Origin of the sequence: Fodinicurvata sp. EGI_FJ10296 (assembly GCF_040712075.1) — a bacterium.
GTDB lineage: Bacteria > Pseudomonadota > Alphaproteobacteria > DSM-16000 > Inquilinaceae > JBFCVL01.
On the sequence record NZ_JBFCVL010000007.1, the window covers coordinates 94721 to 107649 of the forward strand.

The 12929-nt window shown below is 61.9% G+C and carries 15 protein-coding genes; 7 read left to right on the forward strand and 8 right to left on the reverse strand.

Going from position 1 to position 12929, the window contains the following annotated elements:
• The first annotated feature begins 42 nt into the window (after positions 1 to 42).
• The 4 genes from aroQ (at position 43) to aat (ending at position 3131) form a co-directional block, all read left to right on the forward strand.
• Positions 43 to 495, forward strand: coding sequence for a type II 3-dehydroquinate dehydratase (aroQ, locus tag ABZ728_RS16235; RefSeq protein ID WP_366657287.1), 453 nt, complete (start codon positions 43 to 45; stop codon positions 493 to 495).
• A gap of 5 nt (positions 496 to 500) precedes the next feature.
• The gene (accB, locus tag ABZ728_RS16240) at positions 501 to 941 is read left to right on the forward strand and encodes an acetyl-CoA carboxylase biotin carboxyl carrier protein (RefSeq protein WP_366657288.1); all 441 of its coding nucleotides are present in this window, start codon (positions 501 to 503) and stop codon (positions 939 to 941) included.
• Positions 942 to 965: 24 nt separating this feature from the next.
• Positions 966 to 2312 (forward strand): acetyl-CoA carboxylase biotin carboxylase subunit, encoded by a 1347-nt coding sequence (gene accC, locus ABZ728_RS16245; protein ID WP_366657289.1) that lies wholly within the window; start codon positions 966 to 968, stop codon positions 2310 to 2312.
• Positions 2313 to 2399: 87 nt separating this feature from the next.
• Positions 2400 to 3131, forward strand: a complete 732-nt coding sequence (gene aat, locus ABZ728_RS16250) for a leucyl/phenylalanyl-tRNA--protein transferase (RefSeq protein ID WP_366657290.1) — start codon at positions 2400 to 2402, stop codon at positions 3129 to 3131.
• 15 nt (positions 3132 to 3146) lie between these two features.
• Here the strand turns inward: aat and ABZ728_RS16255 are convergent, their stop codons facing one another.
• The 3 genes from ABZ728_RS16255 to ABZ728_RS16265 all read right to left on the reverse strand — a co-directional run bounded on the left by ABZ728_RS16255 (position 3147) and on the right by ABZ728_RS16265 (position 4806).
• The gene (locus ABZ728_RS16255) at positions 3147 to 3647 is read right to left on the reverse strand and encodes a DUF2155 domain-containing protein (protein ID WP_366657291.1); all 501 of its coding nucleotides are present in this window, start codon (positions 3645 to 3647) and stop codon (positions 3147 to 3149) included.
• Between the two features lie 82 nt (positions 3648 to 3729).
• Positions 3730 to 4275: an outer membrane lipid asymmetry maintenance protein MlaD gene (gene mlaD, locus ABZ728_RS16260; protein WP_366657292.1), complete on the reverse strand. Its 546-nt coding sequence runs from the start codon at positions 4273 to 4275 to the stop codon at positions 3730 to 3732.
• 84 nt (positions 4276 to 4359) lie between these two features.
• Positions 4360 to 4806 (reverse strand): NADH:ubiquinone oxidoreductase subunit NDUFA12, encoded by a 447-nt coding sequence (locus ABZ728_RS16265; protein ID WP_366657293.1) that lies wholly within the window; start codon positions 4804 to 4806, stop codon positions 4360 to 4362.
• Between the two features lie 185 nt (positions 4807 to 4991).
• Between ABZ728_RS16265 and ABZ728_RS16270 the strand changes: the two genes are divergently transcribed.
• Positions 4992 to 5939 (forward strand): DMT family transporter, encoded by a 948-nt coding sequence (locus ABZ728_RS16270; RefSeq protein ID WP_366657294.1) that lies wholly within the window; start codon positions 4992 to 4994, stop codon positions 5937 to 5939.
• 265 nt (positions 5940 to 6204) lie between these two features.
• Positions 6205 to 6618 carry a DUF1127 domain-containing protein gene (locus tag ABZ728_RS16275; protein WP_366657295.1) on the forward strand — a complete coding sequence of 138 codons (414 nt, stop codon included), beginning with the start codon at positions 6205 to 6207 and terminating at the stop codon, positions 6616 to 6618.
• A gap of 81 nt (positions 6619 to 6699) precedes the next feature.
• On the opposite strand, the gene ABZ728_RS16280 is transcribed toward ABZ728_RS16275, so the two are convergent.
• Positions 6700 to 7941 carry a GGDEF domain-containing protein gene (locus ABZ728_RS16280; protein WP_366657296.1) on the reverse strand — a complete coding sequence of 414 codons (1242 nt, stop codon included), beginning with the start codon at positions 7939 to 7941 and terminating at the stop codon, positions 6700 to 6702.
• Positions 7942 to 8260: 319 nt separating this feature from the next.
• Here ABZ728_RS16280 and ABZ728_RS16285 point away from each other — a divergent pair, with 319 nt between their 5' ends.
• Positions 8261 to 8653: an MAPEG family protein gene (locus tag ABZ728_RS16285; RefSeq protein WP_366657297.1), complete on the forward strand. Its 393-nt coding sequence runs from the start codon at positions 8261 to 8263 to the stop codon at positions 8651 to 8653.
• Between the two features lie 43 nt (positions 8654 to 8696).
• Here the strand turns inward: ABZ728_RS16285 and ABZ728_RS16290 are convergent, their stop codons facing one another.
• The 4 genes from ABZ728_RS16290 to ABZ728_RS16305 form a co-directional block, all read right to left on the reverse strand.
• Positions 8697 to 10229 carry an acyl-CoA carboxylase subunit beta gene (locus tag ABZ728_RS16290; protein ID WP_366657298.1) on the reverse strand — a complete coding sequence of 511 codons (1533 nt, stop codon included), beginning with the start codon at positions 10227 to 10229 and terminating at the stop codon, positions 8697 to 8699.
• A 92-nt stretch (positions 10230 to 10321) separates the two neighbouring features.
• The gene (locus ABZ728_RS16295; RefSeq protein ID WP_366657299.1) at positions 10322 to 11017 is read right to left on the reverse strand and encodes an ATP12 family protein; all 696 of its coding nucleotides are present in this window, start codon (positions 11015 to 11017) and stop codon (positions 10322 to 10324) included.
• Positions 11014 to 11568, reverse strand: coding sequence for an HAD family hydrolase (locus ABZ728_RS16300; RefSeq protein WP_366657300.1), 555 nt, complete (start codon positions 11566 to 11568; stop codon positions 11014 to 11016). The genes ABZ728_RS16295 and ABZ728_RS16300 overlap by 4 nt, the downstream gene beginning before the upstream one ends.
• 308 nt (positions 11569 to 11876) lie before the next feature.
• Positions 11877 to 12875, reverse strand: coding sequence for an RluA family pseudouridine synthase (locus ABZ728_RS16305; RefSeq protein ID WP_366657301.1), 999 nt, complete (start codon positions 12873 to 12875; stop codon positions 11877 to 11879).
• Positions 12876 to 12929: the final 54 nt, after the last annotated feature.

Sequence of the window (12929 nt, forward strand, 5' to 3'; positions counted from 1 at the left end):
ATGCGGGCTGCCTCGGAGCTTGGCCGGATAGGAATAACGGCAATGCCGAATGCCGCGACAATCATGATCGTCAATGGTCCCAATCTCAATCTGCTCGGCGTACGCCAGCCCGACATCTACGGCACAGAAACGCTTGGGGATATCGAGGCGGCCTGCGCAGAGCGTAGTGCCACATTGGGGTTGGAATGCGATTTCCGCCAGACGAACCACGAAGGTGAGATCGTCAGCTGGACCCATGAAGCAAGATCGAACCATGACGGCATTATTATCAACGCGGGTGCCTATTCGCATACTTCGATTGCAATCCTCGACGCGTTGCGGGCGTGCGACCTTCCCGTCGTGGAAGTTCACATGACTAACATACACAGCCGTGAATCGTTCCGGCACCACTCCTACATAAGCCTGGCGGCGACCGGTATGATCTGCGGGTTCGGCAGCCAGGGATACTTGCTGGCGCTCGATGCAGTGGCTCGGTTGATCGCGGAAAAAGAGTGAGAAATATGACGCAATTCAATATCGACGGGGACATGATCCGCACCCTCGCGGAAATCCTGAAAGAAAGCGGCCTGACCGAAATTGAGTACGCCGAGGGTGAGAGTCGCATTCGTGTGGCTCGGCACGTACAGATTCAGGCCACGCCCGCTGTCCCGGAACTGGCGGCCGCTCCCGCGGAACCGCCGAAGGCAGAAACGCCCGCCGGCCCGCCAGCTGGCGCGGTTACGTCGCCGATCGTGGGAACCGCCTATCTGGCATCGGAACCGGGAGCCAAGCCGTTCGTTTCGGTCGGTGACGCCGTCAAGGCCGGACAGACCGTTCTGATCGTGGAAGCGATGAAGGTTATGAATCCGATCCGCGCACCGAAGGCCGGAACGGTCCGTGAAATTTTCGTTAGCGATGCGCAACCTGTGGAGTTCGGTGAACCGTTACTGGCAATCGAGTGACGGCGGCACGGATCGGAGATATCGATGTTTGAAAAGATCCTGATCGCGAACCGCGGCGAGATCGCGTTGCGGATCCATCGGGCCTGCCGCGAGATGGGCATATCGACCGTGGTCGTCCATTCCACGGCCGACGCCAACGGTATGGCCGTGCGGTTCGCCGACGAAAGTGTCTGCATCGGACCGCCATCGGCAAGAGAGAGCTATCTCAACGTGCCGGCGATACTGTCGGCCGCCGCTATTACCGGCGCCGACGCCATTCATCCCGGCATCGGCTTCCTGGCCGAGAACGCGTCGTTTGCCCAGATGGTCGAGGAGCACGGGTTCGCCTTCATCGGACCGACAGCTGAACACATTCGTATCATGGGCGACAAGATCTCCGCGAAATCCGCGGTGACGGCGGCAGGCCTACCGGTCGTTCCGGGCTCGGAAGGCGCGATCACCGACTTCGAGGATGCGCAGTCACTGGCCGACACTGTCGGCTACCCCGTGCTGATCAAAGCCGCATCGGGCGGCGGCGGGCGCGGTATGCGGGTTTCCCGCGGGCCGGACGATCTTAAGGACGCCTTCGACGAAGCACGATCCGAGGCACGATCGGCGTTCGGGGACGACGCTGTATACATGGAGAAGTATCTCGAAAAGCCGCGTCACATCGAAGTTCAGATCATCGCCGACCAGCACGGCAACTGCGTCCACCTGGGCGAGCGCGACTGTTCGGTTCAGCGCCGTCACCAGAAGGTCATTGAAGAAGCCCCTTCGCCGAGCCTTTCGGCGGATGAGCGCGAATACATCGGCAATCTCGCGGCCAAGACGGCACGCGAACTTGGCTATCGCGGCGTCGGGACGATGGAATTCCTTTACGAGGACGGCAATTTCTATTTCATCGAGATGAATACGCGCCTCCAGGTCGAGCATCCGATCACGGAAATGATCACGGGCGTGGATCTGGTGCGCGAGCAAATTCGCGTCGCGGCCGGACTGCCGTTATCCTTCCGTCAGGAGGATATCGTGTTTCAGGGCCATTCCATCGAATGCCGGGTGAACGCCGAGAACTCGGAGACATTCGCTCCATGTCCGGGAACGATCACCAATCTCCATGTGCCGGGCGGCCTGGGCGTTCGTATCGACAGTCCCATCTATGCCGGATACAAGATTCCGCCGCACTATGACAGCCTTCTGGCGAAGCTCATTGTCCATGGCGCCAACCGCGACGAGTGCCTCATGAGGCTCAAGCGGGCTCTTGAGGAGTTCGTTGTCGAGGGTGTCGACACAACGCTGCCGCTGCATCATCGCCTGGTGAGGGAACCGGAATTCATACGCGGCGATTACAACATCCATTGGCTTGAAAGAGTTCTGGCCGATCGCAAGTCATGACTCACAAGTCATAAGCAGGCGGGCTGACGGGCTGGAGCGGCAATACCGTCCGACCAGCCCCAGCCGCAACGGAAACGAGGATCCGACGTGAGCGACAACGCGGCAGACGAAGGTCCGCCGGAATATGACGCTTCCGGCGCCGAGGCACGCACCGGGCCTGTCATCACACCCTCACTGATCCTGAAGGCATATTCCGTGGGATTGTTTCCCATGGCCGAAAGCGCGGACGACCCTGAACTGATGTGGATCGACCCGGATATCCGCGGCGTCATCCCTCTGGACGACGGCTTCCACGTGCCAAGGTCGCTGGCAAAGGCTCTTCGCAAGACCACATTGACCTTTACAATAGACCTCGCCTTCGACGCCGTGATGGCAGGGTGCGCCGCACCGGCGCCCGGCAGGCGCTCGACCTGGATCAACCGACCCATTCGCAATCTGTACCATGAGCTTCATGTGCAGGGCCATGCGCACAGCATCGAGTGTTGGCAGCATGGCCGTGACCGTCCCGAGCTGGTCGGTGGCATCTATGGGATCAAGCTTGGCGCTGCTTTCTTCGGGGAAAGCATGTTCGCTCGCAGGACCAATGCGAGCAAGATGTGTCTCGTTCGGCTGGTCGAAACCCTGCGCGCCGGCGGCTTTCGGCTATTTGACGCCCAGTTCGTGACAGAACATCTTTGCCAGTTCGGTGCTCGGGAGATGCCCCGCGCTGATTACCGGGCGCTGCTCACCGAGTGCCTTGACTGCCCCGGCGTCTGGCCATCGGCCGGGACGCTGCCGCGCCCCGGTATTGCTGCGAGCCCTGGCACCCCATCGGATTGACCGGCATCCACTCCATTACTGCTCCGGACGGTCGGGCGTCTGCTCCGGCGGCTGCTGGGGCAGCGGTGGCGAGTTCGGTAGTGAAACCGTTCCGCGTTCCGTGTCGCCAAAATCTTCGTCTTCGAGCGGCGGCTCGTCGGCGCAAGCAACGACCCAGACGTCAAATACGGGATGGTCGAGGGCCGAAACCGCGGGCGACGAGGAATACATCCAGCCGGAGAAGACAAGGGCCTCTTCCTCCTCTGGCGGGTTGTCGACGATCTGCAGGAACGCCGCGTTCTCGGGCGTTTCTTCCGGAGGCCGTGTCCTGCAGGCGCGGGCATGGATCGTAAGAGACCCGAACGTCGCCGGCTCGCCAACCCGCGTGACGATACGGGAAACGCGGGCGCTGATCTTATCGAGCGCCTGAAGCACGGCGTATTCGTTGTTAATGTCGGGGGCGTTGCCCTGGGCAATCGCCGAGACCGGCGCCGCAAGAATCGCGGAAAGTCCGAATGCCAGTATCAGGGATTTCATTCATAGTCCTTCCGTATTGCCCACTCATTCCACCGCCCGACGATCGTCAGTCCCCGAATCAGCCCTTGGGTCAGTTTCATCGTCAATCAGCGAACATGCTGGGGAAGGATTCGTTCCCATCGTGGTCATCCGATGGCACCGATGTGCCGGATTCGCCTGCGCCTGTCGCATTTCCCGAATCGCCGCCACTCTGGAGGCCATAAATGGCTTGGCCAATCAATTGCTCCAACCCCGGCGTCGACTGCGTGTAGATGATTCGCCCGTCCGCCGGTATGGTTTCGGGATCGCCGCCAACATCCAGCCGCATGTAACGGCCACCGAGCAGCCCCTCGCTCGCAATGACGGCGACGGTGTCCGCAGGAAGCTCGATCGTGGGATCGATCGACAGGCGCACTTCTGCCATGAAGGTTTCAGGATCGAGCCGATGCTCCACGACCGAACCGACGCGGACGCCACTGATGCGGACATCTGTGCCGACGCTCAAACCATCGGCATTCGCGAAGCGCGCAGTAACGTCATAGCCGTTCACTGAACCGAGATTGGCGCTGGTGTAGGCAAAGACGAGGAAAAAGGCCGCCACCAGGAGCACGACACCCCCCATGACGGTTTCAATGACATTGCGGCTCATACCAGGCCTTCTCCCGCCGACCCCGCACCGGTCCCCTTCATCGACGCCGATCGCTGGCCGGCAGGACCGGCCGCGGCATGTCGATCACTTCGGGACCCATGGCTCGTAGTCTCCCGTCGCCTTGTCACGGCGCTCGGCGCGAAGCGACGAGCCCGGCGGGTGATATGCCTGTACCGATCCGGTCAGATTCGGTACGTGCTCCTTCACCCACGGCTTGTGGAACGGCTTGTCGGCCGACGGCAGTGTGTCGGTTTGGTGGTGCAGCCATCCGTGCCATCCCGCTGGAACGCGGCTGGCTTCCGACTCACCGCCATTGAACACGACCCAACGCTTCTCGCGTCGCGTGCCCTTGGTCCTGCGGTCGACGAAGTAGTCGTTGCCGCTATCGTCTTTGCCGACAAACTCGCCACGCCGCATCGTCTTGTAGCGGAGATAGGCGCGCATGCTCCATTCGTATATATCGAACGCCATGACCTGATAGAACAATTCGTTGCACAGTGAGGATACACTGCCGGAGACCTGGCCGCCCATCGACCAGTGCCGCGACTATGGCAGCACCGCCCGGCTACGTCCAGTACCGCGCGGTGACATTCCCTTTCGCAGTATCCCTTTGAATCGATCCACCCCTGCACCGGTTCTCCGGATGCATGGACTTGCCTTCCCCCAGCCCGCCTTCCCGGGGGAATATCAGCCAGAAGACGAAGAAGGACCCGGCGATGGCATTGAGACATGCAAGCGAAGCCGATGCGGCTCGGCAGCGAAACGGGGCTCCGGCAGCAAAGGTCGGATTGGGCATCGCGCTCGTGCTTCTGGCATCGCTCTGCCTGGCCGCGACGCCGACTCTGGCGCGGCTCGCCTATGCTCATGGAAGCGATGCGGCCACAGTCTCTCTGGCCCGATTTCTGGTATCCGGCGTCGGCTTCGTGGCGATCATGCTCCTGCGCGGCGAACGCGTCCCCGGTGACCGGCGGCTGTTGGTCGGGGGCATCGTTATCGGCGCCTGCTATGTCGTACAGACCCTCGCCTATCTCAGTTCTGTCCAGTATGTCAGCGTACCGGTTGCCGTTCTGGTCTTCTTCACATTTCCGGTCATCGCCGCCCTGATCGTTCGCGTTTCCGACGGCGTGCCGTTGACACGCGCGAAATGGGCTGCCGTCATCGTCGCTTTTTCCGGCGTCGCCGTGGCAACCGGCGCATCACCTCAAATCCCCGATGGCCGGGGGCTTTCCCTCGCCTTTCTGGCCGCCGTGGGCACGGCTGCCTATATCGTCTATGGCGGGGCCATCGGCCGCCGAAGTGGCCCGATCGTGATCAATGCCCTCTCGCTTTCCGTTGCGGCGATCATCATGACGGCCCATGCCGTTTTCGTCTCGGCGCCGGCCTTGCCGCACGGGATCGTCGGATGGGTCGGCCTGGCGGCGAGCGGGCTGCTGTTCCTGGCCGGCATTCTCGCCTTCTTCACCGGATTGCTGCTCCTGGACACGCTCCGGGCGACCCTGTTGGCGAACTCCGAACCCTTTTTCGCCATCGCCATCGCCTTTGCCATCCTCGGCGAAGGCCTCACCCTGGCGCAGGGTATGGGCGCCCTCCTCGTCGTCGTTGGCGTGATGCTACCGCAGATCGCCGCCCGGCGGCCGGTCAGTTTGCGCTCTCGCAAAACCTGATTTTTGCGTCGCGTCTTCGGAGACGAGCGCGCACCGCATGGCTGGTTATGCCAGCCATCGACTTGCCGCAATACTGCGCTGCAAAAACGCGGGTGGCCACCAGTCACTTATCGGACCATGTTGCCTATACAACTTGAGGACGGAACACCAACGGATAAGCACCGGGCAGAGAGGCGCACAAGCGCCAGCCGGTGCCGAATCGGTAACCCGTGGCTGCTATTGCCCCGGTCCGGTTCCAGATCCGGCAACCACGGAATTACGTATTATGACGACGACATCTTCCATTCAACCCGCGACCTCGACAGCGCGCTTCGCGATATCCGATACGGTTACTGCCGAACTGAATGGGCGCCGCGCGCAGGCCCAGGCCATTGCCGCCGCAGTTGGTCAGATCACGGCCCCCATCGCCAATGCTCTCCGGTCCCTGGTCCGACTTTGGAACGAGCAGGGCGACGTTTCCCGCGCCTATTCTCAGCTGAAGCGCTTTGACGACCGCATGCTCGCCGATATTGGCCTTGATCGCGACAACCTGCTGGCAAGTCTTCAGCAATACCGTGCGCAGCCCTCCGACATTGCAGCAACGTCAGCGCCGCGCGTGGGTTCGGTTGAGGCCGTCCGTACGATCAAACCCGCTAATGCTGATTCGCCGAACTCGGCCGCCTCAAGCCGGGCAGCCTAGTCCGACGATCCGGTCGAATGCGCCGCATGAGAGGGGGCGGCCGCGCCGTGCGGCTCCGCTCCCCCGATTCGGTACCAGCGACTATTTCGATATCTGATTCCGGCCTTTCTCCTTGGCGCGATACAGTGCCTTGTCGGCCGCCTTAATGACATGTTCCGGCGTCTTGTGCTTATCGTTGCGGGCGGCCAGACCAATGCTGATGGTGATCGTCAGCGATTTGGTTCGCCGGGAGCGTCCTCGGCGTCGCTTCCCCGATCCGCCGTCCTTGGCGCGAGCCCCTGTATCGCGAACGCGGAAGGGCGTTCCTTCGATGTCGGCACGAAGGTCTTCCAGCCATTCCGCCGCCTCGTCGGTATTCATACCCGGGAAGACGACGGTAAACTCCTCCCCCCCATACCGGAACGGCTTTCCCCCGCCACCGACAAGTCGAATATGCGATGCGACCATGCGCAGAGCTTCGTCGCCGATATCGTGCCCATAGGTGTCGTTGAACGACTTGAAATGGTCGATGTCCAGCATGGCGACGACATATCGACCGCCAAGTCGGCTCATCTCCATTTCCAGGGCACGCCGTCCCGGAAGATTCGTCAGTTCATCGACGAATGCCAGCCGGTAACCGTTCTGAAGCAGGGTAACGGCCAACGCCGCACCGGCCGCCACGATCATCACGGACGAGGCATCCGGACGATCCTGAAGATGGAGCGCCGCAAGGATCGCGACGGCCATTACCATGGTGCCGGCTTCCAGCGGGGTGCTCCGCCGAACGGCGAGGATTGCCAGGATGACGATGGCCATGCCGAATACAGCCAGCCCGCCGATCGATAGCGGCGTCGCCGGTATACCGGCAGGCAGCCCGCCAGGCGCCAGCACCGATCCCACGGCCACAATCTCGGGCCACGTCATGATGACAATAATCGCCCCGCCGACCTGCAACAGGACGAAGGTCATACGCATAATGCCCGATACGGTCAGGAGTCCGCGATCGGGCAAGACGGTCAGAAGGACGAGGTTGACCGGGAGGAGCACGCTGACCAGGGCCGTGCGTACTGCAGTATCACCCAGCGTCGGCGGCAGCAGGGCCGGATCTGCTGCGATCAGAAAGACGCCGGCGACGACGACGGCCACGATCATGGCCACATTGCTGAGTTTGAAGTAGAGGGCGAGAACAAACGCCATCGCCATGGCCAGCGCCGGTCCGAGGCGGACGAGTTCACGTGGAATTGGCGTGTCGGCCCACGCAAGCGCCGCAAGCGCACCGAAAACAATGAACATCGGAACGAAGATCGGTCCGATGCGTGGAACCACGGCGGTAAGCGACACCATCGCGCCGTCCTGATCAAATGGTTGCGATCGTCGGAGGCTATATGGGGCAACTCCCTCTCCGCATCTCAACGACCTACACGACGGATCGTCAACAACCCGTAAACATTCCCGAAAAAAGATATGTTAGGAACCAGATCCAATCGCGAAACTTGCGGCGGATGGTACAGCGTGTGAAACGACAAGCCAGAGCCGGTCGCGCCCGGCGCGGTCCACCCGTGCCCCTTGATCACAATGTCTCTTGCAGCCATATCGGGCTAACGTCAGGCCGAACCTGCGCTCCCGTCCCTCCCCGAATTTCTTTTTGTCGAGGCCAAACCCAATGGCGTTAACCGTCACCGCACTCTATGCCGCACTTTCCGCACTCCTGCTCCTGGCCTATGCCGGACTGGTCATCCCGCAACGCTACCGAGCTCGGGTTGGTATCGGCGACGGCAAGGACGCCAAACTGGCACGCGCGATACGCATTCACGGCAACGCGGCGGAATATATCCCGATCTGTCTGATCCTGATCGGGCTTCTCGAAGCTGGCGGCGCCCCGACGCTCGCGCTGCATGGGCTCGGCATCGCCTTGATCGCAGGTCGGGTGGCTCATGCGGTGGGGCTGTGGAAGACCGACGGGCAGTCAATCGGGCGTGGCCTCGGCATGGTCCTGACCTGGTTGGTCATGATCGTTGGCGCTGTCTGGAATCTTGCCTACTGGATGATGGCATAGCCGAACACGGCAAGTGGGCGCGGTCCGGCGGGCGCGAGTCCCCTCATAGCGGTATGTTGTCGTGCTTCTTCCAGGGATTGGACAGCGATTTGTCGCGAAGCATCGCCAATGCTCGGCAGAGACGCCGGCGGGTATTGTGGGGCATGATGATGTCGTCGATGTAACCCCGTGAACCGGCAACGAACGGGTTGGCGAATTTTGCTCGATACTCTTCGGTGCGCTGGTCAATCTTTTCAGCGTTGCCCGCGTCAGACCGGAAAATGATTTCCACGGCCCCCTTCGGCCCCATGACCGCGATCTCGGCCGTCGGCCACGCATAGTTGACGTCGCCGCGCAGGTGCTTCGATGCCATGACGTCGTATGCTCCGCCATAGGCCTTGCGCGTTATGACGGTCACCTTGGGCACGGTGGCTTCGGCAAACGCGAACAGCAGCTTGGCGCCGTGCTTGATGATGCCGCCGAATTCCTGGCTCGTGCCTGGCAGAAAGCCGGGCACATCGACGAAGGTCACGATCGGAATGTTGAAGGCATCGCAAAAGCGGACGAATCGTGCTGCCTTCTTCGAACTGTCGATATCCAGGCAGCCTGCGAGCACCATAGGCTGATTGGCGACGAACCCGACCGTCTGGCCGTTGAGACGCCCGAAACCGATGATCATGTTGCGGGCGAATTCCGGCTGCAGCTCGAAGAAATCTCCATCATCCACGACCTTGGCGATCAGTTCCTTCACGTCGTAAGGCTTGTTGGCATTGTCCGGCACCAGCGTATCCAGGGCCGGTTCGGCACGATCGACAGGGTCGTCCGTGGGCTTCACCGGCGGCGTCTCGCGGTTGGAAGCCGGCAGGAATCCCATGAAGCGCCTGAGGTTGAGAATCGCTTCAACATCGTTTTCGAAAGCAAGATCGGCGACCCCCGATCGGCCCGTATGGGTGACCGCGCCGCCAAGTTCCTCGGCGGTCACCACCTCGTGGGTGACAGTCTTCACGACGTCCGGACCGGTCACGAACATGTACGAGCTTTCCTTCACCATGAAGATGAAGTCCGTCATTGCGGGCGAATAGACGGCGCCACCGGCACAGGGCCCCATGATCATCGAGATCTGCGGGACGACGCCGGATGCCAGAACATTCCGCTGGAATACTTCGGCATACCCACCCAGACTGGCGACTCCTTCCTGAATTCGGGCACCGCCGCTGTCGTTGAGACCAATGACCGGCGCCCCGACCTTCATCGCCTGATCCATGATCTTGCAGATTTTTTCGGCATGGGCCTCGCTCAGGGAACCGCCGAATACGGTAAAATCCTGCGAGAAAACGAAAACGAGCCGGCCGTTGATGGTGCCATAGCCGGTAATGACCCCATCGCCGGGAATTTTTTGCTCGTCCATACCGAAATCGGTGCATCGGTGTTCGACGAACATATCCCATTCTTCGAATGATCCATCGTCGAGCAGGATTTCCAGCCGCTCTCGCGCCGACAGCTTGCCCTTGCCATGCTGCGCGTCGATGCGGCGCTGGCCGCCGCCCTGGCGGGCGGCCGCGCGCATCGCGTCGAGCGTTTCCAGAATATCCCGCATTGGTCGGTTCCTTTCGTAGTCCGGCTCTTGGTGGGGACGCCATCACCGGCATCGCTTTTGCGCGCCTTAATCGGCGATCCGATCAGTCTCGGTCAAGCGTCCAGCAGACGCAAGAATGTCTCCGCCGCCGCGACCTCGGCCGCAACCGCCCGGCGTCGAGTTGCAGCCTCGGCGTCCCAGCCCCAGAGGTCGGCTTGATAATCATCGTCGATATGACTAAGCGCAATCGCCTCTTCGGCAGAAATCCGACGGTGAGCGACCGCAAGCCCCAACGCGGTCGAGCCCAGTTGGTCGACGATCGTGGCCGTGGGCACCAGATGCAGACCGTCCAGACGCTCAAGCGCCGCGCGAATGGCCCGAAGCGACGCCTCCGGTTGAGGCACCGGCAATATTCCCTTCGTCACGGTCAACGGGGCATCGAAAGTCAGGGCAAGCCAATCCAGGATCGGCTGCCATCGCTCTTCCTGGCGTCGGGCGAGTTCTGCTGGCGACTCCGCGCGATAACAAAGAAGATCGGTAGCTGCGTAGCCGGCGAGCGTCTGGACGACGGATTGTTTCCTGTCGCTGCCTTTATCGAGTGCCGTCGTCGCGAACGCTGTCAGATGCATTTCAGCCGGTTTAATGGTCTCGCCCTGGGCGGACCACTCGGCCGCCACTGCTTCGGCAAGCGGCGCGTTGGGAACCGCGAGCGTCACGCGAGCCGGCGTCTTGACCGGCCGGCCATCCAGAAGAATGGTATAACCCGCGTCGGCGCGACCGACCGAAACCGATTGATAATGCCGTTTCATGCGCTTTCCCTGGCGATCGCCTGACTACGGAGGGCTTCCAGATGCCGGTCGAGATCGGCGATGGATCTGACCACGGCCACGGCGGCGAGCGGCTCGGCCGGACCGGGCTCAGTGACATCCCATGCGGCGTGAATAAACGGTATGCCGGCATTCCTGGCGGCCAGCATGTCGGCAGGGCCATCGCCAATCATGACCGCTTGACCAATCGCTCCGCCGATCTGATGAAGCACGTCCAGAACGGAATCCGGGTGCGGCTTCGACGGGCCATCATCGGGCGTCCGTACGGCGACAATTTCGGGCACCAGGCCATGTCGGCGGATCAGGTGACTGACGCTGGCGCGGGACCGGCCAGTACAAATTGCGCACAGCCAACCGGCATGCCGAAGGCGGGTGAGCATTGCGGGTATCGGCGGGAATGGGACCGGCCCCATCGGACCGGCCGTGTCCATCAATGTGCCGTCGCAATCAAAGATGGCCACCCAGGGGACGGTCAGGTCGGCATCTCCGGCAGAGATCCCTTTGTTGGCAACGCCCTGGTCCTTCGCGGTCATGCCGACAGCCGATATTCCCGCAGACAGCGGGAAATTGCCTCAATGGCGTCTTTATCCGATGCAAAGAGCCGGCCGCTCAACGACTTGACCTCCGGACGGGTCGAGAAAAACGTCACACCGTCGTCGCCAGGAATGAGGTCACCCACGCGCTCGCCGGCAATGACCAATGGTCGGGTTATGTCATTACTTCGCTCTCGTCCATCCACCAATCAAATCTCCCACTACATCGGCAAGCATGTGCATCGTCGGTTTTCGCGCCGGCCGGATAACCACGAATACAGACTTATAACGGCCGAAGGCCGCCGCTGTCAGGTCTCGTCCGGAAATGGGTCCGACCGCGCATCGCGCTGATTGAGACCGAACGCGTCAAAGGCAGCAACCATGTGTTCCGGCATCGGTGCCGTTACGTCCAGGACTCCCCGTCCGCCCGGATGCGGCAAAACGATCCGGCGAGCCAGCAGATGCACCTGCCGGGCCACTCCCTCGCTCTCGACAAATGCTTCGCGGCCGCCGTACTTTCCGTCGCCAAGAATGGGCGTTCCTATCGCCGCGCAATGGGCCCGGATCTGGTGGGTACGGCCGGTTCGTGGCCACAATGCGAGCCAGGCGACGACTTTTCCGGCGCGGTCGAGAGTTCGGAAAAGCGTCACCGCACGGCGCCCGTCGGCTTCGTCGATCTCCATCTTCTCGCGACTTCCGCCCGATTTGCCAAGCGGCGCATCGATCACGCCGTCGGCCGGTTCCGGAATTCCCCGCACCAGACCCCAATATATCTTCCGGACTGACCGGCCGCGAAAGGCGGTCGTCAGATTGCGGGCGACATCCGCCGTACGGGCGAGCACCAACACACCGGCGGTATCCCGATCCAGGCGATGCACCAGGCGTGGTCGCTCGCCTTTCTCGGTAAGGGCGTCCAGCATGCCGTCGACGCTGCGCGTAACCGAAGTGCCGCCCTGCACAGCCAAACCCGCGGGCTTGTTCAGCACAATGACGTGGTCATCCCTGTAAAGCGTCATCGCCCTGAGCTGGTCGGCATCGGCCGTTCGCTGCCCGTCATTGACTGTGTCCCGACGCGGCGCACTCCTGGCGGCGGAATCGGCCGCATCCAACGGCGGCAATCGAACCGTCTCACCCGGAGAAAGCCGGTGCGCACTCTTGATGCGTCGGCCGTCGACCCGGATCTGACCGGTCCGCAGCATTTTCTCGACACGCCCCTGCGTCAGCCCCGGATAGAGTCGACGCAGCCATCGATCCAGACGAGCATCGCCCTCGCTTTCTCCGACCAAACGGGTCACGACGCCGCTCACGACCGGCCCTCCGGATCAGGAACACATCCGTTGTAGTGTATTGGTGGCCGCGCC

Coding starts and splice junctions, on each gene's coding strand:
- aroQ (WP_366657287.1), top strand. CDS start 43: ATGCCGAATGCCGCGACAATCATGATCGTCAATGGTCCCAATCTCAAT.
- accB (WP_366657288.1), top strand. CDS start 501: ATGACGCAATTCAATATCGACGGGGACATGATCCGCACCCTCGCGGAA.
- accC (WP_366657289.1), top strand. CDS start 966: ATGTTTGAAAAGATCCTGATCGCGAACCGCGGCGAGATCGCGTTGCGG.
- ABZ728_RS16255 (WP_366657291.1), bottom strand. CDS start 3,647: ATGAAATCCCTGATACTGGCATTCGGACTTTCCGCGATTCTTGCGGCG.
- mlaD (WP_366657292.1), bottom strand. CDS start 4,275: ATGAGCCGCAATGTCATTGAAACCGTCATGGGGGGTGTCGTGCTCCTG.
- ABZ728_RS16265 (WP_366657293.1), bottom strand. CDS start 4,806: ATGGGCGGCCAGGTCTCCGGCAGTGTATCCTCACTGTGCAACGAATTG.
- ABZ728_RS16270 (WP_366657294.1), top strand. CDS start 4,992: ATGGCATTGAGACATGCAAGCGAAGCCGATGCGGCTCGGCAGCGAAAC.
- ABZ728_RS16275 (WP_366657295.1), top strand. CDS start 6,205: ATGACGACGACATCTTCCATTCAACCCGCGACCTCGACAGCGCGCTTC.
- ABZ728_RS16280 (WP_366657296.1), bottom strand. CDS start 7,941: ATGGTGTCGCTTACCGCCGTGGTTCCACGCATCGGACCGATCTTCGTT.
- ABZ728_RS16285 (WP_366657297.1), top strand. CDS start 8,261: ATGGCGTTAACCGTCACCGCACTCTATGCCGCACTTTCCGCACTCCTG.
- ABZ728_RS16290 (WP_366657298.1), bottom strand. CDS start 10,229: ATGCGGGATATTCTGGAAACGCTCGACGCGATGCGCGCGGCCGCCCGC.
- ABZ728_RS16295 (WP_366657299.1), bottom strand. CDS start 11,017: ATGAAACGGCATTATCAATCGGTTTCGGTCGGTCGCGCCGACGCGGGT.
- ABZ728_RS16300 (WP_366657300.1), bottom strand. CDS start 11,568: ATGACCGCGAAGGACCAGGGCGTTGCCAACAAAGGGATCTCTGCCGGA.